30 protein-coding genes are annotated in these 26,215 nt (G+C 59.0%); 10 read left to right on the top strand and 20 right to left on the bottom strand.

Translation table 11 applies throughout. The annotated features are described in order from the left end of the window. Positions 1–19 precede the first annotated feature (19 nt). Complete coding sequence (locus GR212_RS33810; RefSeq protein WP_163993875.1) at positions 20–535, bottom strand: RNA polymerase sigma factor; 516 nt, start codon at positions 533–535, stop codon at positions 20–22. Between the two features lie 1,024 nt (positions 536–1,559). Between GR212_RS33810 and GR212_RS33805 the strand changes: the two genes are divergently transcribed. The 6 genes from GR212_RS33805 (at position 1,560) to GR212_RS33775 (ending at position 5,152) form a co-directional block, all read left to right on the top strand. After that, positions 1,560–2,018 carry an SDR family NAD(P)-dependent oxidoreductase gene (locus GR212_RS33805; RefSeq protein WP_348643594.1) on the top strand — a complete coding sequence of 153 codons (459 nt, stop codon included), beginning with the start codon at positions 1,560–1,562 and terminating at the stop codon, positions 2,016–2,018. Between the two features lie 86 nt (positions 2,019–2,104). Further along, on the top strand, positions 2,105–2,359 hold the full coding sequence (locus tag GR212_RS33800) for a hypothetical protein (RefSeq protein WP_163993873.1): 255 nt from the start codon (positions 2,105–2,107) through the stop codon (positions 2,357–2,359). A gap of 215 nt (positions 2,360–2,574) precedes the next feature. Further along, a complete protein-coding gene (locus GR212_RS33790) occupies positions 2,575–3,417 on the top strand; it encodes an oxidoreductase (protein ID WP_163993871.1) in 843 nt (280 codons plus the stop codon). A 69-nt stretch (positions 3,418–3,486) separates the two neighbouring features. Continuing rightward, positions 3,487–3,678: a hypothetical protein gene (locus GR212_RS33785; RefSeq protein ID WP_163993813.1), complete on the top strand. Its 192-nt coding sequence runs from the start codon at positions 3,487–3,489 to the stop codon at positions 3,676–3,678. 8 nt (positions 3,679–3,686) lie between these two features. After that, positions 3,687–4,601, top strand: coding sequence for a hypothetical protein (locus GR212_RS33780; protein WP_163993869.1), 915 nt, complete (start codon positions 3,687–3,689; stop codon positions 4,599–4,601). 455 nt (positions 4,602–5,056) lie between these two features. Then, the gene (locus GR212_RS33775; protein ID WP_348643593.1) at positions 5,057–5,152 is read left to right on the top strand and encodes a helix-turn-helix domain-containing protein; all 96 of its coding nucleotides are present in this window, start codon (positions 5,057–5,059) and stop codon (positions 5,150–5,152) included. A 113-nt stretch (positions 5,153–5,265) separates the two neighbouring features. On the opposite strand, the gene GR212_RS33770 is transcribed toward GR212_RS33775, so the two are convergent. The 4 genes from GR212_RS33770 to mdlC form a co-directional block, all read right to left on the bottom strand. Then, complete coding sequence (locus GR212_RS33770; RefSeq protein ID WP_163993868.1) at positions 5,266–6,036, bottom strand: alpha/beta fold hydrolase; 771 nt, start codon at positions 6,034–6,036, stop codon at positions 5,266–5,268. A gap of 158 nt (positions 6,037–6,194) precedes the next feature. Beyond that, positions 6,195–7,031 carry an alpha/beta fold hydrolase gene (locus GR212_RS33765; RefSeq protein ID WP_163993865.1) on the bottom strand — a complete coding sequence of 279 codons (837 nt, stop codon included), beginning with the start codon at positions 7,029–7,031 and terminating at the stop codon, positions 6,195–6,197. Positions 7,032–7,114: 83 nt separating this feature from the next. Next, positions 7,115–8,242 (bottom strand): alpha-hydroxy-acid oxidizing protein, encoded by a 1,128-nt coding sequence (locus GR212_RS33760; protein WP_163993863.1) that lies wholly within the window; start codon positions 8,240–8,242, stop codon positions 7,115–7,117. A 1-nt stretch (position 8,243) separates the two neighbouring features. Further along, positions 8,244–9,830, bottom strand: a complete 1,587-nt coding sequence (mdlC, locus tag GR212_RS33755) for a benzoylformate decarboxylase (RefSeq protein ID WP_163993861.1) — start codon at positions 9,828–9,830, stop codon at positions 8,244–8,246. Here mdlC and GR212_RS33750 point away from each other — a divergent pair. Beyond that, positions 9,829–10,833 (top strand): LysR family transcriptional regulator, encoded by a 1,005-nt coding sequence (locus GR212_RS33750; protein ID WP_163993859.1) that lies wholly within the window; start codon positions 9,829–9,831, stop codon positions 10,831–10,833. The two genes, mdlC and GR212_RS33750, sit on opposite strands and share 2 nt — an antisense overlap. A gap of 64 nt (positions 10,834–10,897) precedes the next feature. Here the strand turns inward: GR212_RS33750 and GR212_RS33745 are convergent, their stop codons facing one another. The 3 genes from GR212_RS33745 to GR212_RS33735 form a co-directional block, all read right to left on the bottom strand. Continuing rightward, the gene (locus GR212_RS33745) at positions 10,898–11,905 is read right to left on the bottom strand and encodes a zinc-binding dehydrogenase (protein WP_163993857.1); all 1,008 of its coding nucleotides are present in this window, start codon (positions 11,903–11,905) and stop codon (positions 10,898–10,900) included. A gap of 115 nt (positions 11,906–12,020) precedes the next feature. Then, positions 12,021–12,803 carry an SDR family oxidoreductase gene (locus GR212_RS33740; protein WP_163993855.1) on the bottom strand — a complete coding sequence of 261 codons (783 nt, stop codon included), beginning with the start codon at positions 12,801–12,803 and terminating at the stop codon, positions 12,021–12,023. Next, positions 12,803–13,126, bottom strand: a complete 324-nt coding sequence (locus tag GR212_RS33735; protein WP_163993852.1) for a nuclear transport factor 2 family protein — start codon at positions 13,124–13,126, stop codon at positions 12,803–12,805. The genes GR212_RS33740 and GR212_RS33735 overlap by 1 nt, the downstream gene beginning before the upstream one ends. Before the next feature lie 97 nt (positions 13,127–13,223). On the opposite strand from GR212_RS33735, the gene GR212_RS33730 reads away from it, so the two are divergent. After that, positions 13,224–13,544 carry a winged helix-turn-helix transcriptional regulator gene (locus tag GR212_RS33730; protein WP_204326876.1) on the top strand — a complete coding sequence of 107 codons (321 nt, stop codon included), beginning with the start codon at positions 13,224–13,226 and terminating at the stop codon, positions 13,542–13,544. 542 nt (positions 13,545–14,086) lie between these two features. Continuing rightward, complete coding sequence (locus GR212_RS33725) at positions 14,087–14,704, top strand: DUF433 domain-containing protein (protein WP_163993850.1); 618 nt, start codon at positions 14,087–14,089, stop codon at positions 14,702–14,704. Between the two features lie 83 nt (positions 14,705–14,787). Here GR212_RS33725 and GR212_RS33720 read toward each other — a convergent pair whose 3' ends face one another. The 12 genes from GR212_RS33720 to GR212_RS33665 form a co-directional block, all read right to left on the bottom strand. Beyond that, complete coding sequence (locus tag GR212_RS33720; protein ID WP_163993811.1) at positions 14,788–15,102, bottom strand: hypothetical protein; 315 nt, start codon at positions 15,100–15,102, stop codon at positions 14,788–14,790. Beyond that, a complete protein-coding gene (locus GR212_RS33715; protein ID WP_348643592.1) occupies positions 15,000–15,440 on the bottom strand; it encodes an endonuclease/exonuclease/phosphatase family protein in 441 nt (146 codons plus the stop codon). The genes GR212_RS33720 and GR212_RS33715 overlap by 103 nt, the downstream gene beginning before the upstream one ends. After that, positions 15,421–15,606 (bottom strand): hypothetical protein, encoded by a 186-nt coding sequence (locus GR212_RS33710; RefSeq protein ID WP_163993808.1) that lies wholly within the window; start codon positions 15,604–15,606, stop codon positions 15,421–15,423. Before GR212_RS33710 ends, GR212_RS33715 begins: the two co-directional genes overlap by 20 nt. 104 nt (positions 15,607–15,710) lie before the next feature. Beyond that, on the bottom strand, positions 15,711–16,871 hold the full coding sequence (locus GR212_RS33705; RefSeq protein WP_204326875.1) for an iron-containing alcohol dehydrogenase: 1,161 nt from the start codon (positions 16,869–16,871) through the stop codon (positions 15,711–15,713). Between the two features lie 5 nt (positions 16,872–16,876). Continuing rightward, positions 16,877–17,656, bottom strand: coding sequence for a 2-keto-4-pentenoate hydratase (locus tag GR212_RS33700; RefSeq protein WP_163993846.1), 780 nt, complete (start codon positions 17,654–17,656; stop codon positions 16,877–16,879). A gap of 5 nt (positions 17,657–17,661) precedes the next feature. Then, positions 17,662–18,378, bottom strand: coding sequence for an HpcH/HpaI aldolase family protein (locus GR212_RS33695; RefSeq protein ID WP_163993844.1), 717 nt, complete (start codon positions 18,376–18,378; stop codon positions 17,662–17,664). Further along, on the bottom strand, positions 18,375–19,025 hold the full coding sequence (locus GR212_RS33690) for a DAK2 domain-containing protein (RefSeq protein ID WP_163993842.1): 651 nt from the start codon (positions 19,023–19,025) through the stop codon (positions 18,375–18,377). The genes GR212_RS33695 and GR212_RS33690 overlap by 4 nt, the downstream gene beginning before the upstream one ends. Beyond that, entirely contained in the window at positions 19,025–20,023 is a 999-nt protein-coding gene (locus tag GR212_RS33685; RefSeq protein ID WP_163993841.1) for a dihydroxyacetone kinase subunit DhaK, read from the bottom strand. The genes GR212_RS33690 and GR212_RS33685 overlap by 1 nt, the downstream gene beginning before the upstream one ends. A gap of 53 nt (positions 20,024–20,076) precedes the next feature. Further along, positions 20,077–21,096, bottom strand: coding sequence for a D-2-hydroxyacid dehydrogenase family protein (locus tag GR212_RS33680; protein ID WP_204326874.1), 1,020 nt, complete (start codon positions 21,094–21,096; stop codon positions 20,077–20,079). A 13-nt stretch (positions 21,097–21,109) separates the two neighbouring features. Beyond that, positions 21,110–22,996, bottom strand: coding sequence for a TRAP transporter large permease subunit (locus GR212_RS33675; protein WP_163993839.1), 1,887 nt, complete (start codon positions 22,994–22,996; stop codon positions 21,110–21,112). A 15-nt stretch (positions 22,997–23,011) separates the two neighbouring features. Then, positions 23,012–23,917: an alpha/beta fold hydrolase gene (locus GR212_RS33670; protein ID WP_163993837.1), complete on the bottom strand. Its 906-nt coding sequence runs from the start codon at positions 23,915–23,917 to the stop codon at positions 23,012–23,014. A gap of 47 nt (positions 23,918–23,964) precedes the next feature. Beyond that, the gene (locus GR212_RS33665; RefSeq protein WP_163993836.1) at positions 23,965–24,975 is read right to left on the bottom strand and encodes a TRAP transporter substrate-binding protein; all 1,011 of its coding nucleotides are present in this window, start codon (positions 24,973–24,975) and stop codon (positions 23,965–23,967) included. A 338-nt stretch (positions 24,976–25,313) separates the two neighbouring features. Here GR212_RS33665 and GR212_RS33660 point away from each other — a divergent pair, with 338 nt between their 5' ends. After that, complete coding sequence (locus GR212_RS33660) at positions 25,314–26,201, top strand: LysR substrate-binding domain-containing protein (protein WP_163993834.1); 888 nt, start codon at positions 25,314–25,316, stop codon at positions 26,199–26,201. The last annotated feature ends 14 nt before the right edge of the window (positions 26,202–26,215 follow it).

Genomic DNA, 26,215 nt, shown 5'->3' with positions numbered 1-26,215 from the left:
CGGTAAGCGTGGCGGGATTTTATTTTGCAGCCGACTTCCGAAGCCGTGTGGTGATGTGCAGCAAGGCCTTGGAAAGATGCTTCTGGACGCTGCTATCGGATATTCCCAGGTGGGCCGCGACCTGTGAATAGGTGAGCCCATCTATTCGATTGAGAATGAAGATCTTGCGCGTCAGCTCGGGAAGCTCGCCGATCAGCAGGTGGAGGCGCTCGAGCCGCAGTCGGGCATCGGCCTCGTCTTCCAGTGTCGGCCGGTCGTCCGCAATATCGGCCATGTCATCATCGCGCGTTGCATCGGTCTTCCTGCGCTGGCTCTGGCGGACGTGATCGATCGCGAGATTGTGGGCCGTGCGGTAGAGATAAGACCGCTCGTTGGAGATCGCTCCTCCGGCCGGCGAGGCAAGTTCCGCGTAACGCAGAAACGTTTCCTGGGTGAGGTCGGCAGCCGTGTCTGCGTCGCGAAGCTTCCTTGTCAGATAGGCCTGCAACTCGCGCCTGTGTGCAAGGAATAATCCTTTGAGTACATCGTCAGCCATATCGAGCGCCCGGTCAGAATGTCTTCCTAGCTCTATTTTAAAAGGGCTTCTGCTGTAAACCCACCAATTCGACCTGCCTCTTCGCATATTCACGACAAGCGCCGTGGCGATTAGCTGAACGAGCCCAGCCCCCCACAGTCGCGGTTAACGACGACAATGGACGATCCCCGTCGGTGATCATGGCGCATGGGAGCCCAAGCTGGACCGTCAGACACAACATCTTGTCGAGCATCTCCTTGATCTTGCTCTCCGGTTATTTGCGGTAGCAGAAGAGAGGAAGCGCCCGCGCGAAGGCTGGAATGGGCCGAAGCGTTTGACGAACAAGCCCAGATCGAGCAGGTGCTCATAGCACGGCCACCGTTTCGCTGGGAGGTCCGGGTCCGACTTCATAGGAGGTGTATCATCGACCGATATCGTCGCATCCCCTCCTTCTGCGTTCCAGCTCGTGCGCAAAGGCGCAAAAACGTCCCCAGGAGCACATCGCTCGCACTCCGTCATGCGGAACATGCCGGATCCAGTCCTCAATGCATGCTTCGCTGCGATGATCGCGGTTACTTTGGGTGACCAGGGCACGTCGATTAAAGGTTGGCCTCCTCCTCCTTCGGCTTGTGGAGGTCATATAGCTATCTTCTTGAGCGGTTGAACGAGTTTGATCTCACCTATTTTCATGGATAGTATTTCAAGGCGGAGGACGGCACAGCCACATCGCTTTTCTCGAATGTTTCGTCTTACTTTCGCAAGCACTGCCGCGGCAGATTGACAGTCAATGGAGGTCTCGCGAAGAAGAGTGCATCGGCGTTAGTCGAAAGCGGCTCGGCGACCCCCAACCTTATTGAACACTTTCCACAAAACCTGTCGCTTGCCGTCGCATGTGAAGAATTCTTTTATGCAGGTGGCGATACCGGCTATATCGACTTGTCCATCATACGACGGTGATTGAACGGTTCCGGCGTCGGGAAGGGGTAACGGACCCGACTTAACGCGTTATAGCGACTTGTAGGATTGCAACGGCACAACCGTCGGCCTGTCTGGGAGACCATTCCTTTCGGGTGAGCTGAGCTTCTATCACGGCTCCAAGTTCGCACTCGAAGGTCTGTCGGAAGCGCTGGGCAAGGAAGTTAAAGGCTTCGGGATCGCCGTGACGGCTGTCGAGCCTGGCTCGTTCCGCACCGACTGGGCCGGCCGTTCGATGAAGCGCGCTCCGCGCGCGATCGACGACTATGACAGCCTGATGGACCCGATCCGCGAGAAACGCCAGTCGATGAGCGGCAAGCAGATCGGCAATCCGGCAAAGCTCGGCGAGGCGGTGGTAAGGCTCGCCAACAGCGACAACCCGCCAGCCCATCTGCTGCTCGGATCGGATGCTGCAGCACTTGTCGACAGGAAGTTGGCCGATCTCAAGGCGGAATACGACGCCTGGAAGGACGTAACATTGTCGACCGACTTCACGGATGGCCAGGCGTCAGGCAATTGCTGGGCCTGACTTCGATAGATCGGCCTTCCGGCACATGTTGCCGAGGGCCGATTTCCCAGCAACAGACGTACTATCGCTTCCGGAAGGAACCGAACATGTCATCTGTCACGATCGCCGAGCCTCGAAACGCCGTGAGTAGAACCCGACTGGGATGGCTCCATGGATGTCTGGCCGCGCTCATATGGGGCGGCTATCTCGCCGTCTCCCGACAGGGGATAGTGGCGGGTCTTCAAGCCGCGGATCTCGCATTCTTGCGGTATGCCACGGCCACGCTGCAGATCGTCGGCCGGATCATCCTGACGACAGGTCTTGTCATCGCCGTCCGAGCCGGCACGGGCTCTTACAGATAATGAAACCAGAAGAAACCGTAAAAATGGTCGGTGTGAATTTCATCAATACGGCGGACAGCCATGGTCCGTACTCGACGGACGAACTGATCCACAAAGCTCTTCATCCCTATGACGGGTTCGCCCAGCTCGACGCTGCGGCATGAATATCCACCGAGGACAAGAAATCCATTCGGCCTCGGCGCAATGCGCCTCGGTCAATCAAAAGGAGAAACGAGATGGAAAATTCACCGGTATGGTTCATCACCGGCTGCTCGACCGGGTTTGGCAACGAACTCGCCAGGCAGGTTATCGCGAAGGGCGACCGCCTGGTTGCCACGGCACGTGACAAGGCGCGGCTGGCCGATCTCGCCAATGGCCATGACGATACAGTGCTCGCTCTCGATCTCGACGTGACCAAGCCCGACGAAATCGAGGCGGCGGTGGCGGCCGCGAAGGCGAAATTCGGCCGCGTCGATATCCTCGTGAACAATGCCGGCTACGGTTACATGTCAACGATCGAGGAAGGCGAGGAGGCGGAAATCCGCAGGCAGTTCGACGCGAACGTCTTCGGTCTCTTTGCGATGACACGCGCAATCCTGCCGCTCATGCGCGATCAACGAAGCGGACATGTGATCAACATCACCTCGGTCGCTGGCATCATCGGCTTTCCGGGTTCCGGTTATTACGCCACCAGCAAGCACGCGGTCGAGGGTTTCTCGGACGCGCTCGCGGCGGAAGGCAAGCCGTTGGGCATCAAGGTCACCTGCATCGAGCCCGGACCGTTCCGGACCGACTGGGCCGGACGCTCCATGACCCAGACGCCGAACAAGATCGCTGATTATGCCGAGACCGCCGGCGTTCGCCTTGCGGGCACCAAACAGGTGAGCGGCAAGCAGCCGGGTGATCCGGCCCGCGCCGCTGCCGCCATCATCGCCATTGCCGGCAGGGAGGATGCGCCTCGGCATTTCGTGTTCGGCGCCTTCGGCGTCGACCAGGTGGCGAAGCGCCTCAATGCGGCTCTTGAAGAGGTCGCGGCATGGCGTGAGGCGGGTCTTGCCACGGATTTCCCGGCTGAATAGCCGGGGTATCGAAACGACGGGCTGAATATCCTCCAACCCGTCCCGGATACGTCAGCAAGAACGCGGAAGATGACCTGGCGTGTCTTCGGGCACGCCAGCATGCCTCTGCGCGCCAGCTCTGGAAGAACTGCAATGGAAGACAATCAAAAAGCGCGTGGCCGGCTGGCCCTGCTCGCCCAGGCGATCGGGAGCTTCTGCATCGGCACATCGGAATTCTCCAGCATGGGCATTCTCCAGTTGTGCGCGAACAGAAGCTTTTGACGGAGGTTTTGACCGAGCTTCGCCGCTTAATGCCGTTCCTGCTGCTTGGCATTGATACGGACAACGATAGCGTATTTATCAACGAGACGATCAGGGACTATTGCGTTAATTCAGATATCGAATTCGCTCGCTGTCGCCCATACCGCAAAAATGATCAGGCTTATGTGGAACAGAAAAATGGATCGGTAATCCGGCGTATCGTTGGCTATCATCGGTATGAAGGCGTTGAAGCTGCGGCGATACTCGCGGAGCTTTATCGTTCTGTGCGCTTGTTCGTGAACTTCTTTCAACTTTCGTTTAAATTGCTGGAAAAGCGGCGAAATGGCGCGATGCTTAAGAAGCTATATTCTTCTCCTGCAACGCCACATCATCGGCTCTTGTCGGATGCACGGGCGGCGGTGGAGGTATGCAACCGCTTGTTGCGCATGCGCGAGCAATTCGACCTTGTGAAGCTCCTCCGCGACATTCGTGCAGGACAACAGCGGTTCGCCGACATCGCGCACCAGGGAACACCGTCAACCGAGGCTCCTAATATCGAGAGCTTTTTGCAAAGCCTGCGTATCGCGTGGACAGAAGCCGAAGTTCGTCCGACAGCGAAAGCGAAGCCAAAACTAAAACGTGAGCGACGGCGGCTCGACCCGCTGGTTAACGTCACAAATGATCTTTACACATGGTTTGAAGACGAGCCATGGAGAACCGGTCGGGAGCTACGGGAGCGGCTTCAAAGCATTTATCCAGGTGAGTATCCTGATGGACTAATCCGTACGGTGCAACCACGGGTGAAAGGCTGGCGCCGCGAGCGCGCGCATAGAATAATCTTCGGAATCGAACCTGGCAAAGCTGAACAGCTACCAGAGCTCACCGGAGGATGGGAGCATTCTGGTGAGGCAATATGCTATCCGTTCGGAGGCATTCTCCGATGAGGCATACGCGTCTCATCTTAGTTGTCGCGCTGCATGCCGCGACGCTAACAGTTTGATCCGCAAGGCGACGCATCATTCCAAGCCAAGCGACTGTTTGAGTTCGTCCGTCCGCTTCTAAGTGCCAGCCTTGGTAAAATCCTCAGCATATCGGCAGGCTCGGCGCCGATCATTGGCGCACTGAAGAGCATGGAATGGTCGGTCATTACGTCTCTCCGTTGCCGACAGAGGCGCGCATCACGTTTTGTTCTCTTTCAGGTTGTGTCACATTAGCATTTTGCGGCGCAATGGAAACATTTTGCGAACGCGATAATCCCAAGTTGGGTGCATTCGGCAGTGCGGCTTGACGGGTGGACGTAATACCGGCCATCAACCCGCCCCGATAGGTTGCTCTACCATCCGTCATTTTGACGACAATCAGCGCTTGCAAAGACTGCAGACTATCTCACCGCCATTTCGTGGAGGCAGCGGAGAAAGGTAGTTTTCGACGCGTTGCAGCTGCACTGGGCGTGCAACGATCCACGATCAGCCGATGTGTTCGCGATTTGGAATAGTAAATCGGCTCCAGTTTGTTTGAGCGCAATCATGCCGGTGTGCGCCTCACCGAAGCCGAGCAATATCCATTGGTACTCGCGGGCTGCTCCGCCGTGTGCCATGTTGGTCACATTCATACACCCACAGCATCCCAAATAAGGTCGGCGATCTCCTTCGAATGCGAAATCAACGACACATGGCTGGCGTCGAGTTCGATCGTTGTCGCCCCCATGCGCTTGGCCATGAAGCGTTCGAGATCGGGATCAATGGTCCGATCCTTGGTCGAAACCGCATAGTAACTGGGCTTGCTGCGCCAGGCAGCATTGGTGGTGCGTCCTGCGAGCAGTTCCTTGTGAAACGGCCATTGAACCGCGTAGAGTGCCCGCGCCTTTGCCTCTGGAAGGTCGCCCGCGAAATCGCGCAGGAAGGCTTCCTCGCTCAACCGTCCTTCGTCGCCGTCGAAGACGATGCCGGCGCTGGCAGGCGGCGTCGGGAATTTCTTCGCGAGCGCGCCATAATCCTCATCAGCGTCGGGTGCCCGCGCGGCGATATAGACCAGTGCGGACACGTTGGGATGCATACCCGCTTCGGTAACGATCATTCCCGAGAAACTATGGCCGGCAAGCACGGTCGGCCCGTCCTGTCGGTCCAGCGCCCGCCGCGCCGCGGCGACTGCGTCGGGAAGCGTAGTTAGCGGGTTCTGCACCGAGGTGACATTCAGCCCGCGCGCCTGCAGGCGCGGGATCACCTCGGACCAGGACGAACCATCGGCGAACAGGCCATGCACGAGCACAACATTGCGGGCTCTCGTGCCGGAAAGCGCCTGAGCCATTGTGCCACCGGAAGCGGCGACCGCGCCGGCGGCAATGGCTGTCTTCATGAAGCTGCGTCTATTGATCGTCATCGGAATGTTCCTTTCTTACTGTGTAGATGAGGCCTTTCCTTCAGACGCGCTGGTGCCAGCGGGTCCCCTTCATATTCGGCGATGAACTGGCTCGGGACGAGCTTCGTCCGCGGATCGCGTCGTGGGCCAGCGCCTGGCCGGCCCATGATCGGCGTCACTCAAACGCGCACGAATGCGAGCAGATCCGGGTTGATGACATCGGCGTGGGTCGTGAGCATGCCGTGCGGATAGCCCGGATAGATTTTCGAGGTGCCATTCCGCAGCAGCTTGATCTGCTTCAGCGCGGCATCCTTGTAAGGGACCACCTGATCATCATCGCCCTGCAGCACCAGCGTTGGCACGGTGATAGTCTTCAGATCCTCGGTCTGATCTGTCTCGGAAAAAGCCTTGATGCCTTCGTAATGGGCGAGCGCGCTGCCCATCATGCCCTGGCGCCACCAGTTGCGAATAACCGAGTCGTACACCTGCGCTCCCGGGCGGTTAAAGCCGTAGAACGGGCCGGACGGCACATCGATGAAAAACTGCGTGCGGTTGGCGGCCAATGCCGTGCGAAAGCTGTCGAACACCTCGATGGGCGTGCCTTCGGGATTGCCGTCGGTCTTGAGCATCAACGGAGGCACTGCGCTGACCAGCACGGCCTTGGCGACGCGGCCCTGCGGCTCGCCGTATTTGGCGACGTATCGGGCGACCTCGCCGCCGCCGGTCGAGTGGCCGATATGGACGGCGTTCCTCAGGTCGAGATGTTCGGCCACAGCTGCTGCGTCGGCGGCATAATGATCCATGTCATGACCGAGATCGGTCTGGGAGGATCGGCCGTGACCACGGCGATCATGCGCGACGACGCGATAGCCGTTGGCGAGGAAAAACAGCATTTGCGCGTCCCAGTCGTCGGCCGAAAGCGGCCAGCCGTGGTGGAACATAATCGGCTGGGCGTCCTTGGAGCCCCAGTCCTTGTAGAAGATCTCGGTTCCGTCCCTGGTTGTCACGTAAGCCATTGTCAGTCTCCTTCAGCTTTAGGGGCGAAGGCGGCCCCGGCGCCACCGGCAGGTCCGAGCCGGTCTCGGTCTGCGAGCGGGCATCAATGCGGCGACCAGAGATCGTCTGGCTTCAGGTCCGCGGTCGAGGCGCGTCCGATAAGCGCAAGAGTGCGATCCATCTCGGCACGCAGTAGGTCCAGCACGCTGATCACTCCGCGCTCGCCGTGTGCAGCGAGGCCATAAAGAGTCGCGCGACCCATGAGGACAGCACTGGCCCCCAGGCACAACGCCTTCACGATGTCCTCGCCGCGGCGGAAGCCGCTGTCGACGAGGACGGGAAGATTGGTCGCCGCGCACACCGCCGGCAGGCACTCGATCGGCGCGATCGCGCCGTCGAGCTGCCGCCCGCCGTGATTGGACAGGATGATCCCGTCAGCGCCCAGTGTTGCGCATTTCTGTGCATCCTCCGGGCGCAGGATTCCCTTGACGATCAACGTACCGTGCCAATTCTCGCGCAACCGCGCGAGCGCGTCCCAATCGAAGCTGGCGTCCATCTGGCGCGACATCAGTGCGGCCTGCGCGTTCACATCGTTCGCTTGTGCTGAAACGAAGTTGGCGAGTTGCGGCACGCCGTGCAGCAGGAAGTCGAGCGACCAGCGTGGATGCGTGGCACCGTCGAGAATCGTGCGAGGCGTGTAGCGCGCTGGGACATCAAAATGATTGCGCAGGTCACGCTCGCGATTGCCGTTCACCGCGACGTCGGTGGTCAGCACCAGCGTGCGATAGCCACTGTCCCAGGCGCGGCGGGTGAATGCGTCGGCCAGATCGCGTTGGACGACGTAGAGCTGGAACCAATGCTCTCCGCCCGAGCGCTGCGCGATCTCCTCGATGCTCATGTTCGATGCGGTTGAAAGCGCGAAGGGAATGCCGGCACGCTCGGCCGCACGGGCGAGCTTGAGATCACCCTCATGCCTGAAGATGCCGTTGAGGCCCGTGGGCGCGATGACCAGCGGCATGGAGACTTGGCGGCCGAACAGCGTGGTCGACAGATCTCGTTTGCTCACATCGGCCAACCGATGAGGTGCGAAGCGCGATGCTTGGATGGCGGCGTGATTGTGCCGGAGCCCGGCTTCGTCATCGGCTCCGCCTTCGAGATAGTCGAACACCATGCGCGGCAGGCGACGGCGGCCGAGGCGACGATAGCCCGCGACATTGAAAGGCGTGGCCATCTCATGCCTCCTTCGCCGCGGTGGTGACTTCGATCAGCGTCGGCATGCGGGCCTGGAGCGCGGCGGCGAATGCCTGCTGGAACTGCGCGTCGGTTTCCGCGCGGCTGGCCGAAAGGCCATAGCCTTGCGCCAGCGACACGAAATCGATCCCTGGCACCTCCAGCCCCGGCACATAGTTGGCGCCAAGCACGCCGGCGAACCATTGCAGGGCGCCGTAGATGCCGTTCTTCATGATGACGAAGATGACCGGCACATCATGCTGCGCGGCGGTCCATAGCGAGGTGATGCTATAATTGGCCGAGCCGTCGCCGATGACGGCGATCACCTGCCGGTCGGGTTCGGCCAACTGGATGCCAATCGATGCCGGCATGGCGAAGCCGAGGCCGCCAGCCGCCGCGAAATAATAGCTTCCGGGCTGATCCATGCGCAGCCGCTGCCACATATCCGCGGTGGTCAGCGTCGATTCGTTGACATAGATGGCGTCGCTCGGCGCGAGGTCATCGATCATGTCGAAAACGCGGCGCGGCTGGATGGAGCCGGTGCTGACCGGCAGCTTCGCGAACAGTTTGCGTAGCTCCGGCGCCGGGCGGGCGCTCTGCGCAACGCGATCCGCAAGTGCGGCAAGGATCGCACCAACGTCGCCGACGATCGCATCGCCCATCGGGGCGCGAACGGCCTCGTCGGGATCGCAGGTCACGGCGATGAGAGATGCGCCTGTCGGCAGGAACTGGCCGGGATCGTATTGGTGATAGCGGAAGACCGGTGCACCGAAGACCAGTACGAGGTCATGACCTGCCAGCCGTTCGGAAATCGCCGCGATGCCGGCCGGCAGCAGGTCGCGGAACAGCGGGTGCGTTGTCGGGAACGGGCAGCGCGGCGCGGAAGGGGCGACCCAGACCGGCGCGTTCAGCCGCTCGGCAAGGCGCACCGCATGGCCATTGGCGCGGGCGGCATCGACATCGGGACCGAGCACGATCACGGGATTGGTGCTGCCTTCGATCCGCTCGATCAGCGCCGCGATGGTGGCATTGTCCGGCAGACCGGCCGCTGTAACGCGCCGCCCGATCAGACGGGCGGATTCAGGGTCCGACGGCCTCGACCAGTCATCGTAGGGAATGGAGAGGTAGACCGGACCGGGTGCCGGGAGACTGGCCAGGTGGATCGCACGGCTCATGGCGAGCGGGACATCCTCGGCGCGTGCCGGCTCGGCCGACCATTTGACGAGTGGCCGCGGCAATTGCGTGGCGTCGATGTTGGTCAGCAGCGCCTCGACGCCGACCATGGCGCGGATCTGCTGACCCGAGGTGACCACTAGCGGCGAATGGGCGTTCCAGGCATTGGCGAGGCCCCCCATCGCATTGCCGGTGCCGGCCGCGGAATGCAGATTGACCAGTATAGGCCGTCCGGTCGCCTGGGCGTAGCCGTCGGCCATGCCGATGACCGCGCCCTCATGCAGACCGAGGATATATCGGAAGTCCGACGGGAAATCCTGGAGGAACGGCAGCTCGTTCGAGCCGGGATTGCCGAAAATGGTGGTCATCGCCTCCTGGCGGAGGATCTCGTAGCTGACTTCTCGAACCGTCTTCATGGTGAAGCCTCCTTGCTTTACTTTCGAAAAAAGGTACGCCCCGCTCATTCATGAATCCAATGAAGTGAATTTTGATTTAGATATTACTTTCGTCTATATTCCAGGCATGGCCGATGTGGATCTGAACCTTGTGCGGGTGTTTGTGGCGGTCTATGAGACCGGCAGCGTCAGTGCGGCGGCTGAGCGGCTGAACGTCACTCAACCCTCCGTCAGTCATGGGCTGGCCCGCCTGCGCGACCTGCTGCGCAGCCCGCTCTTCACGCGCGTCCGCCAGGGCATGACGCCGACCGCGCTGGCGGAAGAACTCTATCCTTCCTTTCAGGGTGCCCTGAGTTCGGTGGAGACGGCAGTGGCGCGTGTTCTTGCGTTCGACCCTACGCAATCGCGACGGACGTTCCGGCTCGCGATGACCGATTTTGGCGAGATCGCCTTCCTGCCCGCCATCATGCAGGCGCTTGCCACAAAAGCTCCCTTGGTCAGCCTGGACGTGCTCACCGTCCACATAGATACGGTCCGAGACTGGCTGTTCCACGGTAAGGCGGACGCCGCGATTTGCCTCGCCTTGCCGCAACTCGCCGATGCCCGCTGGGTGTCGCTCTTCACCGAACGCTATCAGTGCATCCATCGCATCGGGCATCCGCGCGTCGGACGTTCGATGACACTCGACGCCTACCTCGCCGAAACCCACGTCGCCGTGGCCGGCTCGACCGGCCACCATATTGTCGAGACCTATTGGCGTGAAGCGAAATTCGCTCCCAAGGTAGCACTGCGCCTGCCCAATCTCGGTGTACTGGAGGCCATCATTGCGAATAGCAACTATCTCGCCGCCGTGCCAAGTCGGATTGCGAGCGCTTTTGCCGCGATGGGACGTGTTGCCTCCACGGACATGCCGTTGCCACTTCCAGCATTCGAGGTGCGGCTGCACTGGTGGGACCATAGTGCGCCGACGGCCGAGGATCGGTGGTTTCGCAGCACCATTCTGGAAGCTGTTAAGATGCTTTGAGGCAGGGTCCTCGCGTCGGGGCGAGACAACCTGCGAATGTTCAGCTTCAGGAACAGGCGCTTGCTTACCGCTGTGCGTCATTGCGCGCGCCCAGACTACCCTCAGCGGCAAGTACCAATTTGCCTTTCCTACTGCCTTCGATCATGTCCCGGAGCGCCGCTGCGGCGTCCGCCATGGGATATATGCCGCCGATGTGCGGCTTTATGCCGGACATGCCGATGAAGTTGATCATGTTCACCATGTCGTTTCGGGTGCCCATAATGGATCCGAGCAAAGAGAGTTGCTGGCTCACAGTCTTAAGAAGTGGCAATCCCACCTCAGATCCCGTCGTGACACCGGCAAGGATGATCGTTCCATTGCGGGCGACTGAGCTGAGGCTATGTTCCCAGGTTGCTGGTCCCACATTGTCGACAACCACATCGACTTTTCGGGGCAGTGGCTCACCCGCTCTGAAGGTTCGTGACGCGCCGATCGGCTCCGCGTAAGTCGAGCCCGGATCGTCACGGCTGGTCGCCCAGACCTCGATACCGGCCGCCGCGGCGAGTTGGATCAGCGCCGTGGCCATGCTGCCCCGAGCGCCCTGTACCAGCAGGCGTTGGTCCGGCATCATGCCCGCTCGCACGAAAAGAGCTCGGTACGCCGTAAGCCAGGCTGTGCCGAGAACCGAAGCGACCTCCATCGATATGCCGTCGGGAATTGGGATCGCATTACGTCGTGGAATGGCGATGGTGTCTGCAAAGGTTCCCGGCAGGAATTCGCTGAAGATGTGCCAGTGGGGATCCAGCGTTTCGGTGCCCCGCCAATCGTCGCTGCCGACCACCGGATAGATGGCGATCGGCGTTCCATTATCGAGCGTGCCGGCGCCGTCATTCCCCAGGATAATTGGAAACCGGAGAGGCTCCGGGTGGTGCGTGATCCCTTGCAGGATGAAGAGATCGTGCCGGTTCAAGCTCGCATGGGAGATTTTGACTCGCACCCAGCCTTCTCGGATCATTGGTGCCGGCTGCTCGCCGATACGGAGCGCGCTCAGCGGGTTCTCCCGGCTGGGATTTTCAGCGTAAACGGCAAACATTTGACATGGCCTGTTCTCGGCAATCGGTGTTGGCGAAGAGCGAACAACAACGGGAGTGTGGCTAAGTCCTTGTGTGTGAAGCTACAGCCTTCCGCGTTGTTGTTCGCGTGTTGTCTCAAGCGGTGGGTATAGTGCCGCCGTCGATCACATATTCAGTTCCCGTAATTGCAGCAGCGCGCGGCGACGCGAGGAAAGTGATGAGGTCGGCCACTTCCTGCGGTTTCGTCGGCCGTCCGAGGGGTATGCCGCCAAGAGCGCCCATGATGATCTTCTTGCCGCCCTCGTAGTCCGTTCCCGCTTCCTTCGCGAGCCGCTCGGCGAGTGCGACGGCCGCATCGGTTTCAATCCAGCCCGGCGACACGCGGACCACCCTGATACCCTTTGGGGTCACTTCCTTTGAGAGGCTTTTGCTGTAGGTCGAGAGTGCGGCCTTGGCCGCCGCATAGGCGGTCGTCGATTCCGGGAGCGGCAACTCGTGCTGTATCGAGGTCACGTGAATAATGACGCCCGACCTCTGAGCGATCATCGATGGTAGAAGCGCCCGGTCGAGTCGAACCGCAGGCAGCAGATTGTGGTTCAATTCTTTCAGCCATTCCTCATCGCTCAGGGTAGCGAAGCCACCGGCCGGCGCACTCGAGCCGCCAAGCACATTGACGATGATGTCGATGCCGCCGAAATGGACCAGGGCCTCTTTGGCGACTTTCGCGCAGCCCTCGGCGGTCATAAGATCGGCAGCTATATAAAGGGGACCCTCCGCTTCGGCTTCGGGCACGGTCCTGGCAGTTGTCGCCACTCGCGCGCCTGCGGCCAGCAAAGCCCGAACCACGGCCGCACCCGTACCCTTGGTTCCACCCGTTACCAATGCACACCGGCCCTCCAGACCTAGATCGAAGTTCATTAGACGATCTCCAGGTGCGCGATCGTATCGCTCGCAAGTACGAAGGCGTAACGAAGATCTACCGGGCTGCCGGGGAAGTTACCGGTCAGGTGCGCAGTGACGATAACCTTTCCCCCATTGTCCTCAACGGCAATCGGCTTGCTGGTATATTCGTACTTGGTGGACGACTCCGCTTTCCATCGAGCAATGGCATCGCGGCCTGTGTGCGTTTGTCTTTCATCAACTACCACTGCATCAGGGGTAAAGCACTTGGCCACCGCGGCGCCGTCCTTTGTGTCTGCGGCAAAATAGTCTGCAATGGGCTTGGGAAGTATAAGGTGCATGAGTTGATCTCCGGCTCGACTTGAGTACCGGATAAAATTGCCTTAACGTCACAAAATCACAAGAACGCACGAAAAAGTAAGGTACTCACCAAAAAGTATGCCCCATCAATATACCCGGGAAACAGCGGCCGAAGGAGTTGAGGCCGCACTCAAGCTGCTCGAAGGCCGCTGGAAGCTGGTGATCCTGTTTCACCTATTCGGCGGACGGGTGTTACGCTTTTCCGATCTCGAACGTGCCGTTTCGGGGGTCTCCCAAAAAATGCTGATCCAACAGCTCCGGCAATTGGAGAACGATGGTATCGTGCGCCGCATTGTTCACCATCAGGTGCCCCCCAAGGTTGAATATTGTCTGACGGACTGGGGACAAGCATTGTGTCCGGCGCTCGATGCCCTGCTGACATGGGCATCGCAGCGGTAGCAAGGCGCTCGATGAACTGATGATCGATCGAACAACTATCATTTTGCCCATCGATTCTCGACGATCCGGGCTGCTTTTTCAGAGGACAGCCTGCTGACCCTAGAGTTACCACGCGGCCTTCGCAGGGATATCGTCTGGATTTCACAACGATTTTCGTTCAGAAACTTCCCTTTTTGCAGCGGCTTGAGCGGTTACGCAAAAAAGAGGATTTGCTCGCTTAAGAGGGAACCTGCGCAAGCGGGTCGAATGGCCAGATCCATCGAGAATGCTATATCAGCTTATCACTTGCTTCATTTGCAATGGTTCGGAGGAATGATCGTCCGTGTCGCGCATGTGGTGATGAAGGCCGAATTCCCGCTATTGCCAACGAACTTTAATCGAGCCTGTCGGTGGATGTAGGCCGATACCTCAACTGCCGCAATTGCTAGCGCACCACCTCCCTCACGATAGTTTTTTGAGGCTACCAGATTAGCTCACCAATCAACTAGAAATTGAAGTCGGTCGAGCGTATATATCTTCCAAAGATTTGGAAGGATTTTATAATGCGTCCGAACATGATGAAAGCATTGACGGCAAACGAAGCGGCGTCGGTCACCGGCGTTCCGTTGAAACAAGTTAATCGTATCATCGATGCGGGACTAATGCGGGGTTTCGTACGAAAAGAGCGCGGAAGCAGACTAGTTGCGTCCCAGGCATTGATTGGATTGCGGCTTGCCTATTTGACCGCAAATGCCCTTACGCCATCTGCGCGTCAGCGCATCCTTGAAAAGGTTCTGGCAGACCAAAGTCAAATGACCGTGCAGGAAGCACCGCTGCGGGTCGACTTGCAGCCATTGATAGAGGATGTAGAGGCTGGCCTGGACCGACTTGACCGAGCACGACAGGCAGTGAAATCGGACCCGGCTATCCTCGGCGGCGATCCGGTTTTTGCTGGCACGCGTATCGTCGTTCATAGCATTGCGGACATGCTCGCCTCCGGCGAAACAGCAGAGGCGATAGCAAAAGCGTATCCACAATTGAAGGAAGATCAGATCTCGATCGCTGCGGACTATACGCTTGCATATCCGAGACGCGGTCGCCCGCGCGGAAAACCAGCGTGGCGCGGGAAGGCAGCAAAGTCATCGCGAACCCTGAAATTCGATGATCTTCCGGTCGCATAGTGAAATTTCTGATCGACGAGTGTTTAGGACCCACGCTCGCGACAATGGCGCGCGAGCGTGGGTTTGAGGAAGCGACCTGAGTGCTATGGCTCGGTATGTCCAGACAGGGCGATCATACGGTCGCGCGCCGCGCAGTCGATGATGGCTATATCCTTGTTACCCCAATGCCGCGGATTTTCTTCCTCTTTACGAGCAGGAAGACGTTCACGTTGGCGTAGTCGCGCTAAAATACAGCCGCCAGCATAATGACATTGGAACTGCAAAAAAGACTTTCTCTGTTGACGTTGGAGACGCTTCACGGAGAGGAGCACTGGAATGAGGTTCTGGAGATCTCGGTTGCCGCGGACCTGCTGATTACGGTTGATCCCTCCGATCTGCCAAAGCCTGACAAATGACATACTTCTTTTCCGCCCCGCCTTGTCGCCGCCTTGGTCTGACCAGCCGCGGCTGCACCGAACCCCGAGGCGGGTTTCGGCCCTCCGGTCACGATCACATTTGCGCAACTCCTCCAGACAAGCCCGCACGAGAGACGCGGAGCGTGCGCGCCGTTCCACGCTTTCTGGCCATGCCGGATGGCGCCGTAGCCGGCCCGCTCGATCTCGCGACGCGGAAATTTCTCGTCCGGCGCCTTCAACTCCTGCAGGCACACGACATCAGGCTTCGCCTCATCGATCCATCGCAGCAGCACGTCGAGGCGGCCGTTTATGCCGTTGACTTTATAGGTAGCGAGTTTCACCGGCGCTTCCGTCATTGCTTGCGGTCGCCATTGTCGTCCTGGCGAGGCTTTGCGTCATGGCGGGCAGCGAGCGGGAGACGTCGACGCGCTCCTTGAACTTGCCTTCCTTGTCGCGGCGGACGCAACGCTTGTCGGTACCGGTATCGATCAGTTCGCGCTTGCTCATGGCAGGACTCCCTTGAAGTTGCTGCTTGGAGAAGCGCGCGTGATGATCAAAAGATGCATGCGATTCAGTGTGCTAGCGCAGAGATTGTTCGCACGATGGCTGCATTAGCCCGCTGTATGGGCCAAGATCTCGCGGACCTGCGTTGGGGTAATATCAGCCATTTCCCCGAGTTGTACGTGACCGGCGCGTTGAAGTTGAGCGACTACGTCGTCGGTGGAGATTTCGATAGGGGCGATGTCGGCCGTTTTGACCGGCAAGCCCATCCGGTGGAAGAAATCTTCCGTGAGATCGATAGCTTCTTCAGCTGCTGTCTTGTCGTCCGCCGCGGTGACCCCCCAAACGTTACGTCCATAGCGGGCAAGCATCATCTGCTTAGTGCTGGCCTTGAACCTCAACAGCGAAGGCATGACTAAGCTGAGCGTGCGAGCGTGATCGAGGCCATAGAGGGCGGTGATTGCATGGCCAATCATGTGAGTGGACCAATCCTGGCTCACGCCCGCACCGATCAAGCCGTTGAGCGCCTGGTTAGCGGCCCACATGACGTTCTCTCGGGCCTCGGGAGAATTGTCGTCAAGCAGCTTCGGCCCCCATTCGATCAGCGTGCGGAGCAATACTTCGCTAAAGCCGTATTGGACGGGCGTGTTTCCGGGAACGGTGAGATATTGCTCGACCACATGCGTGAAGGCATCGACGACGCCATTGCCGAGTTGACGTTTGTCCAGGCTCGCCATCGTGGACGGATCCATTATCGCGAATGTGGGCCGCGCGGCTTCGTTGGCGAACGGTATTTTCAGATTGCGCACCGTGGACGAAATTACGGATACAGCGTTACTTTCGGAGCCGGTTGCCGGCAAAGTCAGGATGCAGCCGATCGGCAGGATCTCTCGCGGATAGTTGCCAGCAGCGAAGTTGTCCCATGGATCGCGATCGGTGGCAGTGACGGCAGAGGCCAGGAATTTCGCCGCGTCGATCACCGAGCCACCGCCAACTGCCAGAATAAGGTCTGCATCGGATGTCCGCGCTGCTTCGGCTGCTCTCAAAATCGTCTCATAATGCGGATTGACTTCAATGCCGCCGAATTCCGTTAGTGTATAACCGGCAAGAGCGTGTACCACCTGATCATAGACGCCGTTGCGTTTGATCGAGCCGCCGCCGTAGAGGATGAACACGCGTCTTCCTGGGAGGATCAGGCTCCGCAAAGCGGCAATTTGTCCTTCACCGAAGACGATGCGCGTCGGGTTCTTGAATTCAAATTTGAGCATCATATCCCCTATTTCTGACTGCGGTCCGCGTCGTTGTTGAAGGTCAGTTCGACGTGACCGAAATCATGGAATTCGACTGCAAAATGCTGCCCCGGCTTTCCGAAGACCAAATCCGTGAAAGTACCGGTGGTAATGACCTCTCCGGCCTTGAAGCTTTTTTCCGACTGTACCGTCCGAATGAAATCCAAGGCCGGAAGCAAGGGATCAACACGAGCATGGCCACCAATCCGGTCGAGAATTGTCCCGCCGTCGCAAGTCAGCGTCACCCGCAATTTGGAAAGATCTATGCTGCGCCAGTCGGGACGGTCTTCTCCGATCACTAAGCCACCGTTCGACATGCGGTCCACAAGCCGATCGAGGATTGGTGTATCTTGATAGCTGACAAACCGGCTTGAGACGATTTCGATGACCGGGAAGGCCGTCAGGATCGCCTCGATCTCCGAGCGGGAATAGGGCTCGCACCGGCTTGGCAGATCACGGTCGAAACGAAAGGCAATCTCGCCTTCGACACCTAGCGGCGCATACATTTTGCTGGCAACCTTTGCCGGAGAAGCAAAGCAATCCGCTTCAAAAATGACGCCCCACATGGACGCACCGGTGGATGGATCGGTGGTCACTTTCCAGCCGCCGGGGTTTCCTTCAAGTTGTGCGACAAGCGCGTGCTGCATCGCAAGCGCCTCGGAGATTGACGAAGGCTTGCTGGCGACGGGCAATGCCGGAAGCCAATTGCCGCTTTTCGCCACATCACTGAGCAGCTCGATCGCCGTCTCCAGATCAGCCGATTTCATCGGCATTACTCCCCGCTCTCGAAAAATTGCTTGGCGCCGCGTGCAATCAGGTCGTTAATCCAGCCGACCCGGATGAAATCTTCGCGAACAGGTTTGCCGGCGGCACGAATGCGGCGCGAAGCGTTTTCGACGGCGGCAAGTACATCTGGATGTTTCGGATTGCCGGGATGTCCTAGTGATTGCGCCAGATCCATCATGCCGAAGCTCATATAGTCGATGCCCGGCAATGCGGCGATATCGCCGGCTGCATCGAGCGCGCCCACGGTCTCGATCATGATCGAAACGCACATATCTTCATTCGATTGCGCCATATGGGCCGGCATATCCACGATGCCCGCCATGAATTTCGGCCGATTGCCGCCGAAGGAGCGGTTGCCGACCGGTCCGAAATAAGCGGCATCGACAACGGCTTTCGCATCCGCCAGCGAGTTTACATGCGGCACGACGATGCCTTTTACGCCGCGATCCATGAACCTACAGATGGTCGCGGCGGACGGGTCTGGAACCCTGGCGATGGCGGTGATGCCATGCCGCTCAGCGGTCACGCAGGCATATTCCAGATCGCGGTTGTCGAAGGCGCCATGCTCGCCGTCGAGGTAGAGATAATCGATGCCGACGATCGCTAGAAGCTCAATGACGCCGGTATGAGGAAAGGTGAGGTGTAGCCCGCGGATCCCGCGTTGTTCGGCAATGGCGAGCTTGATGCTGTTGGTCGTGGTCAAGACAATTGTCCTTCCTGTGAAGTGGCGGGCCTTCCTGCCGGATCATCGGCTGCAAGCGCCGAACAAAATTTGCTGAGGGCAAGCATGCCTGGATCATCCAGACCCCTACTCTTGTCGCCATAGAGGCGGGCGCGGCCTATCCGATTGGGCTGGTCGCGAAATGTTTCCAAGGCTTCATTGGCAGACTGAGCTGCCGCGGCAAGGTAGGTGGAAGGTTCGGCATCGCCAAGCGCTTTGGCAATGGCCTGCAGGCCATCGATCACGGTCTTATCGCCAATGGCTGCACCACCACGCGCCAGCATCGCGGCGCATATGTCGCTGATGAGTTCGGGAATGCGTTCGGCGGCGAGGGTGGTTTGCGTACGGGTCGCTTTGGAAAGCGTCATCAACGCCGTCATCACCAGTGTGCCGAGGCTGGACCCTGTCGAAGTCGACGCCGCCATGGCAAGGTTCATGAAGGCAACGCCCAGATCATCGGTAGAGCTGAGATCGACCCTGGCCATCCCGTCGGCGAGTCGTTTCAGCATGCCGCCGGTATCGCCGTCGCCAAGTTTTGCATCGGCGGCGTTCAATTCGTTTTCAGCGCCGGTAAAACAATCCTGTGCCTGCCGGACCGCTTGCGAGATATCGGAAACGGCAATCACCATCAGCCGACCCTCCAGAATGGGCAGGAGGAAGGGGCCTGCAGGAGGTTTTCGATTTCGTCGTCAAGAAAACACAGGCTAAGCGATGCCCCGGCCATTTCCATCGACGTCGTATAGCGGCCGACCAATGGTGCCACGATCTCCCAGCCAGCAGCCCCAAGCTGTGCGGCCACACGCCGATAGAGAATATAAAGTTCCTCTAGTGGGGTGGCACCAAGGCTGTTGACCAGTAGGGATAGGCGGGTTCCGGTGCTTGCAGGCGCGCTGGCTAGCAAGCGTTCGACCATTTCATCCGCGAGCGCATCGGCAGGCTTGATACGATCTCGCCAGATTCCAGGTTCGCCATGAATACCCATGCCCATTTCGATCTCGCCATCCGGTAATTCGAAGGTCGGTCCGGCCGCGCCCGGCACGGTGCAAGGCGCCAAGGCAAAGCCCAGGGTCCGGGTCCGCTCAACCGTTCGGCAGGCGATCTCGGTGACGTCGGCGAGTGTGCCACCTGCCTCGGCAGCCGCGCCTGCCGCCTTGTAGGCATAGATTATACCTGCAACGCCGCGTCTCTTTCCGATCTGATCCGCGTCGGCGCTGGCGATATCGTCCGTGCCTAGCACGGTGGTGGTCTCTATGCCTTCCATCTCAGCCATCTCACAGGCCATATTGAAGTTCATCCGGTCGCCGCCGTAATTCCCATAGAGGCAAAGAACGCCCTTGCCGGTATCGGCTGCGGCAATGGCTTCGCTGCAGGAGGCAACATTCGGGCCTTCGAAGACATTGCCGACCGAGCAGGCGTCCAGTAGCCCCGGACCGACATAGCCGGTGAAGAGCGGCAGATGCCCGGAGCCACCTCCGGAAACGACACCGACCTTTCCTGCGACAGGGCCGTCGACGCGTCGGATCACTCTCCCGCTCGTACCATGACGAATAAGGGACGGGTGGGCGAGAACCAGCCCGTTCAACATCTCATCGACATAGTCGCGTGGGCTATTGATCAGTTTACTCAAATCGGATCCTCATATGCTCATTGATCTGCGGGCCAGGATGAACGCCGCAATGGCTACATCAGATGGTTTGCGGATGAGTATTGGCGGATGGGTGCGCCATCCAGGAATGCCAGAATGTTTTCGACGCTGTTGCGGTAAAATATCTGGTACATTTCGCGCGTGCCGTAGCCGACATGCGGCGTCAAAACGACATTTGGAGCGGTGCGCAATGGGTGTTCGGCAGGCAGGGGCTCTTCGTTGAAGACATCGATCGCCGCCTGAATGCGCCGGTTGCGCAGGGCTTCCAGCAACGGCTGCTCGTCGATAAGCGGCGCGCGGGAGGTATTGACCAGAACGGCACCGTCACGCATCCGCGACAGTTGCGCGCGACCAACGATCTTTTCCGTCTCGGGCGAAAGAACCAGGTGAAGCGAGACGATGTCGGCGCGGGCAAAGAGATCGTCAATGGAAACGGCTTCCACGCCGGCGGCCGCGGCTTTGTCATCGGTCATGCTGCGGCTCCAGGCAATCACATTCATGCCAAGCGCGCGGCAATAGTTTGCAATATGGCCACCGATCAGCCCCAGGCCGAGGATGCCGAGCGTCTTGCCGGCCAGGCGAAATCCCGGTGGGACATTTTCCAGGAACGAGCCCCCCTTGATGGATGCATCGCCTTCCGGAATGCGACGGGCGGCGGAAAGCATCAATGCGAGCGCGTGTTCGGCCGTATCCTGGCCATCCTCGCCGCCGCCGGTAATCGAGACGGTGATACCACGACGCAGCATCTCGTCGAGCCCCCGGGCGCGCCTACCGGTCATGTTGAAGAATTTGAGGCGCGGCAGGCGAGAGATGACGTCATTGGAAAAGGCCGTGCGTTCGCGCATCGCCAGGATAATGTCGAAATCGGCAAGTGCCTTGACGACATCGTTGGAGCTGCCAAGCGGCTGATGGAAGAATACCACCTCCGCGCGAGCCGTCAGCGCTGACCAGTCGGTGCTGTGTTCGGCGATGCGTTGCCAGTCGTCCAGCACTGCCACACGTATTTCCGGACGAGCCTGTGGCTCCCCGCTATAATCGACATTGTGCGAAGGCATTGATTATCCTCGATTATTGTATCAAGCCGATCGATAGCCAGGGCACTAGCGCGATGATCACCACTCCGATGGTGAGGATTGCGAGATAGGGCCAGAGATGGCGCATCGCATGATTGGGATCTGCGCCGCCGATGGCGCAGGTGATGTAGAAGCCGACGCCGAACGGCGGCGTGAAGAGACCTAGGCTCATCGCCAGGATGGCCACGATGGCATAGTAGATGTCGTTGATCCCCAAACCTTGGGCGATTGGGAACATTAGCGGTCCGAAGAGAACGATGGCCGGCAGGCCTTCCAGGACACTACCGAGAATGGCGAACAGTAGGATTGATAGCGCCATAAAGGTCGGCATGCCGCCGGGCACTTCAGCAATAGCGTCGGCGAGTGTCTGCGAGAAGCCGGATTGGGTGATCGCCCATGCCATCCCCGTTGCGGCGCCCGTCACGAAAAGAATGGCGCCGGAGAGCGATGCGGTCGCCGCCAGCATCGGAAACAGCCGCTTCCATTCGAATTGGCGGTAAAGCACAAGGCCCACGAGCAGCGTATAGACGGCGCCGACCGTCGAGACCTCGGTGGCGGTTGCCACACCTTCAACGACGGCACTTCTAATGACAAAGGGCAACAGCAAGGCAGGCAATGCGACGAAGAAACTCTTCCACAAAACGCTTCGCTTCACGGAGGGCGTATCGTTTTTGGGTGCTTTTCGCGTCCGATACCAGACGAAGGCGCAAAGCATGACGCCGAGCAGGACAGAGGGCAGCAAGCCGGCGGTGAACAATCCGGCGATCGATAGTCCGGTCACAGAACCGACCGCAATCAAGATCAGGCTCGGGGGCACTGTCTCGGTTTGAGCACCGGTGGCCGCCAGCAAAGCAGTCATGGCGGCACGGTCGTTGCCGAGCTTTTCCATCTCGGGAAACAGTGCCGGTGCGATCGCTGCCATGTCGGCAGCTTTGGATCCGGATATGCCGGAGACCAGGTACATCGCCGCTATAAGCACATATTGCAGGCCGCCACGAACATGGCCGAGCAGGTTCGACAGAAAGGCGATCATACGCTGCGCCATGCCGGTCATTTCGATCAGCAGGCCGAGGAAGACGAATGTCGGAATGGCGAGCAGAAGAAGCTGAGACATCCCGGCATCGAGCCGCGCCACCAGAATTGATGGAGGCACATAGGTGCCCAATGTCAAGTAAGCAAAGGTGGCTGCGCCGAAAGCGAAGGCTATCGGGATGCCAACAAAAACCATGAGCGGCACGCCGACAAGGAAGAAGATCGCCAAATTGGCCTGATCGAGATCGAGAAAAGTAGATTGCAGCAAAGCCAGCGCACCGGTCGCGACAATCGCCACAGCGAGCGCAATTATTGATATCTTCAAAGGCATGTTACGCAGGCGAAATAAAGCGGCGATGATCATCAGGCCGATGCCGACCGGCATCGCGGCAGCGCGCCAGAACATCGATATTTCCAGGCTGGGGCTAATGACGCCGGCTTCAGTTTGCACATGCTCGAACGAGGGCGGCAGCAATAGCACCAGGAAAACCAACACGATGACAACTGCGAACCCTGACAGATAATCCTGCCAGGACGCGGGAAGCATCGATACGAAGGTCGTCATGCGCATGTGTTGCCAGCGCCGAAGGGCTAGCGCAGAGCCGAGCGTTCCCAGCCACAAGAACAGGATGGAATTGAACTCGTCCGTCCAGATGAGCGGATGATGGAATGCATAGCGCGCGACGATGCCGACAAAGAGCACGACGATCTCTATGGCCAGCAAAACGGCAGCGATGGCGGAAATTGTCCCGAGAAAAAGCTCGTCGAGCGTCGTGATCCAGCCCGTCTTCCGACCGAGATCCGCCGGCTTTCCAACGGTCTCGCTGGTCAAGATGTTCGTTCCAGCCATGACTTCCCTCCCTGATTAGCTTGCCGCCGCCATCGTCCGTCGCTTCGCGGTGGCGAGGGCGGCTGCGGGGTCGGAACAGTCTTTGACGAAATCCCTGAGTTCGGCATTGAACCTCTCGGCTGCTTCGAAGAAGACTGAATGTCCGCATCCGTCATAGAGGCTCAGCGTCGCATGCGGGATAAGTCTGGCGGTGATGACTGCAGCATCGGGGAGGACCAGAATATCATCACGGCCATGGACGATGAGGGTGGGAACAGTGACGCGCCGCAGGGCGGCCTCGGAAATCGCCGGCTCGGTCCACCATTTTCCGATCTGCTGACGGATCTCGAACGGGCAAACCATGTTGTAGCCGAGGGCGAAGGCGAATTCGTCAGCATCCGGTTGAAGGCCGAAGCAGTTACGCAAGAAAGCCGAGGTAATATCGATCCGGCTGCCGAGATCGTCGATATCGAGTTTCTGGACGACAGCGTTGCCGGGGCCGATGACCTCGGGCACCTCCACCGGGCGGCAGGACAGGAAGCCGACACCACTCAATTGCGTATCACCATAGTCGACGAGATATTGCCGAACGATGCGGCCACCGAGCGACCAGCCGGCGAGGATGGGCTTGTGCAGCTCCATCGCATCCATGACTGATTGTACCTCGCCGGACCAGCGCTTTCCATCCTGGTACCATTGGTCGCCGAAAGGCTTATCTGAGAGGCCATGACCGCGCGGATCGAAGGAGATGATACGGAACTTCTGCATCTCCGGCGCCGAATACTGCTTGACGAAGGACAGGTAGCTCTGGGCAACGCCGGTGACCAGCAGCAGTTCGGGGCCGTTCGGATCGCCCCATTCCCTGACTTCGAGTTCGATGCCGTCAGCGGTCTTGACGCGACGACGGTGGCCGGCCGGCCGGCTTTCCAAAACACTTGTCAATTCGATCTCCAAATCAGCGTCGACCTTGAGGCTGCTTCACATTATGGTCAGCCGAGCGGACCGGTATAGTGTTCGAGACGGGTCCACGCCTCGTCTCCGATCTGCTTGCGCCAATTGGCATAAAAGCCGGCCTGTTTCAGCTTGGCGCGGAAAGAGTCTGTTTCCGTCGTGTTGATCGCCAGTCCCTTGCCCTTCAGCTGGTCGATGAGTGACTGGTTGAGCGTAACAAGATCGGCTCGCTGCAAGACGGCTTTTTCACTGAAGACCGTGTTGGCGATGTTCTGAATATCTTCCGGCAGGCGTTTCCACGCTGCGCCATTGGCGATGATCCAGAAGCCGTCCCAGACATGATTGGTTAGAGACATATATTTCTGTACTTCGTAGAACTTGCCGGTATCGATCTGGGACAACGGATTCTCCTGACCGTCGACAACCTTAGTCTGGAGCGCGGTGTAAATTTCACCGAACTGCATGCTGACGGGCGCAACACCAAGCCCCTGGAACAACGAGACGAGCGGTGGAGCGCCCGGCACCCTGAGCTTCAGACCGGTAAGATCGTCGGCCGTGTTGATCGCGCGTGCGCTGTTGGTGATTTGCCGGTAGCCAAGATCCCACATCTTATTCATCGGTACGAGATTGGTATTGACGGTGATCTGATCGCGGACATAGGAACCGAGATCGCCGTCCATCGCTTCCCAGACCTTATCGTAGTTCGGGAAGGCGAAGCCCATCCCGTCGATTGCGGTCACTGGCAGAACGGATGCAAGGATCAGGCCGGCAGCGGGGAAGAACTCAACCGCGCCGCTTCGGACCTGCGACAACAAATCGTTGTCGCCGCCGAGCTGGCTGTTCGGGAAAACCTGAATGTTCAGGCGTCCGCTGGTCTTTTCGAGAATCTCGGCTGACGCCTCGACTAGGCGCTTGCTGAAAGGATGGTCGGCCGGCGTGCTATGGCCAAGCTTATAGCGAAATTGTGCTCCCATAGCGCTGGACGATATGGTCGCGGCGGCGACGGCCGCAGCCGCTCCGCCCATGAAATGACGGCGATTGATATGCATCTGAATTCCTCCCATTCCTATGTCTGTCCAAGCGGCCGTTCCTCTGGTGCCGATCTCAGCCTTTTCTTCAGTCAGTTTGTATCATGGCGTGACAGCGATGCGGACGCCATTGCCAATTCGTGAACCGGCGTGCGCGGTTGGCGAAGGTCTCGCGATAAGACTATCGTTCGAACGTAAGGTCTTGTATTGACTATAGTTCACACAAAAGCGCAGCGAACAGCGCTTGAACATCCTTGATTGCCGATAGCATCGTCTGAAATCGGGATGCTTCAGTTTAAACGACATTCGAGCGATCGCTAGGCGTTCGGAGGAACGCGTGGCGCTCTGGGGAGGACCATTTGACACGTGTCGACTTGATTACACTCAGTCTTTTCATTGCCGTGGCGGAGGAGACGAGTCTCGCCAAGGCTGCAGAACGGGAGCATCTCGCGGCTTCGGCCATCAGCAAGCGTTTGGCCGATCTTGAGCTGAATTTCGATATCAAGCTGTTCGAGCGCAAGCCGAATGGCATGTTTCTGACAGCCGCCGGTTCGGCGCTTCTGCATCATGCGCGGCTCGTCATGCGCAATGTTGCCGATCTCGAAGCCGAACTGCAGGATTTTTCCGCCGGCGTGCGGGGTACCATCCGCGTTCAGGCCAATGCCACCGCCATGGCTCGCTATCTGCCGGAGGATCTCAAAAGCTTTCTTGTTCTTTATCCGGAGGTTCGTGTTGAGCTTGATGAGAGCACAACGCCGGATACGTTGCGCGCCATCGCCGACAATGCCGCCGATATCGGAATTTATGGCGACGTCATCGTTCCCGCCGACCTGACGTCGCTTATCTATCGCGCAGACCGGCTCGCGCTGCTCGTACCCCTCGATCATCCTCTTGCCGCAAAGGAGTGTGTTAGCTTCGCCGATACCGTGGAGTATGACTATATCGGAGCGCCGAAGGGCAGTTCTATCGATACCGCACTGACGCGAGCGTCGACCGATCTCGGCGTGTCCCTGCGGATGAGCACCAGAACCTCCGGTTTCGACGCGATCAGTCGCATGGTTGCCGCGGGGCTCGGGATCGCGGTCGTGCCGGACAGCGTTGCAACCAGCTATGCTGAATCGTTGAATGTAAAGGTTCTGAAACTGAATGAACGTTGGGCGGAGCGGCGGCTCATGATCTGCGTTCGCAGCATCGATGCGCTGACCCCCGCAGCTGCCGCGTTTCTCGCCCATCTAAACTGCACTTGATCTAAATCCGCTGG

It is taken from the genome of Martinezella lusitana, assembly GCF_010668395.1.
Classification (GTDB): Bacteria; Pseudomonadota; Alphaproteobacteria; order Rhizobiales; family Rhizobiaceae; genus Rhizobium; species Rhizobium lusitanum_A.
This window is presented reverse-complemented; position numbering and strand designations above follow the sequence as displayed.

Bases quoted from the DNA above. Each gene is read 5' to 3' on its own strand.
- GR212_RS33730 (WP_204326876.1), top strand. From the start codon at position 13,224: ATGCCCCATCAATATACCCGGGAAACAGCGGCCGAAGGAGTTGAGGCC.
- GR212_RS33760 (WP_163993863.1), bottom strand. From the start codon at position 8,242: ATGGCCACGCCTTTCAATGTCGCGGGCTATCGTCGCCTCGGCCGCCGT.
- GR212_RS33675 (WP_163993839.1), bottom strand. From the start codon at position 22,996: ATGGCTGGAACGAACATCTTGACCAGCGAGACCGTTGGAAAGCCGGCG.
- GR212_RS33750 (WP_163993859.1), top strand. From the start codon at position 9,829: ATGGTGAAGCCTCCTTGCTTTACTTTCGAAAAAAGGTACGCCCCGCTC.
- GR212_RS33725 (WP_163993850.1), top strand. From the start codon at position 14,087: ATGCGTCCGAACATGATGAAAGCATTGACGGCAAACGAAGCGGCGTCG.
- GR212_RS33800 (WP_163993873.1), top strand. From the start codon at position 2,105: ATGTCATCTGTCACGATCGCCGAGCCTCGAAACGCCGTGAGTAGAACC.
- GR212_RS33665 (WP_163993836.1), bottom strand. From the start codon at position 24,975: ATGCATATCAATCGCCGTCATTTCATGGGCGGAGCGGCTGCGGCCGTC.
- GR212_RS33740 (WP_163993855.1), bottom strand. From the start codon at position 12,803: ATGAACTTCGATCTAGGTCTGGAGGGCCGGTGTGCATTGGTAACGGGT.
- GR212_RS33810 (WP_163993875.1), bottom strand. From the start codon at position 535: ATGGCTGACGATGTACTCAAAGGATTATTCCTTGCACACAGGCGCGAG.
- GR212_RS33785 (WP_163993813.1), top strand. From the start codon at position 3,487: ATGACCTGGCGTGTCTTCGGGCACGCCAGCATGCCTCTGCGCGCCAGC.
- GR212_RS33790 (WP_163993871.1), top strand. From the start codon at position 2,575: ATGGAAAATTCACCGGTATGGTTCATCACCGGCTGCTCGACCGGGTTT.
- GR212_RS33720 (WP_163993811.1), bottom strand. From the start codon at position 15,102: ATGTCATTTGTCAGGCTTTGGCAGATCGGAGGGATCAACCGTAATCAG.
- GR212_RS33710 (WP_163993808.1), bottom strand. From the start codon at position 15,606: ATGAGCAAGCGCGAACTGATCGATACCGGTACCGACAAGCGTTGCGTC.
- GR212_RS33690 (WP_163993842.1), bottom strand. From the start codon at position 19,025: ATGGTGATTGCCGTTTCCGATATCTCGCAAGCGGTCCGGCAGGCACAG.
- GR212_RS33680 (WP_204326874.1), bottom strand. From the start codon at position 21,096: ATGCCTTCGCACAATGTCGATTATAGCGGGGAGCCACAGGCTCGTCCG.
- mdlC (WP_163993861.1), bottom strand. From the start codon at position 9,830: ATGAAGACGGTTCGAGAAGTCAGCTACGAGATCCTCCGCCAGGAGGCG.
- GR212_RS33705 (WP_204326875.1), bottom strand. From the start codon at position 16,871: ATGATGCTCAAATTTGAATTCAAGAACCCGACGCGCATCGTCTTCGGT.
- GR212_RS33745 (WP_163993857.1), bottom strand. From the start codon at position 11,905: ATGTTTGCCGTTTACGCTGAAAATCCCAGCCGGGAGAACCCGCTGAGC.
- GR212_RS33770 (WP_163993868.1), bottom strand. From the start codon at position 6,036: ATGACGATCAATAGACGCAGCTTCATGAAGACAGCCATTGCCGCCGGC.
- GR212_RS33700 (WP_163993846.1), bottom strand. From the start codon at position 17,656: ATGAAATCGGCTGATCTGGAGACGGCGATCGAGCTGCTCAGTGATGTG.
- GR212_RS33735 (WP_163993852.1), bottom strand. From the start codon at position 13,126: ATGCACCTTATACTTCCCAAGCCCATTGCAGACTATTTTGCCGCAGAC.
- GR212_RS33765 (WP_163993865.1), bottom strand. From the start codon at position 7,031: ATGGCTTACGTGACAACCAGGGACGGAACCGAGATCTTCTACAAGGAC.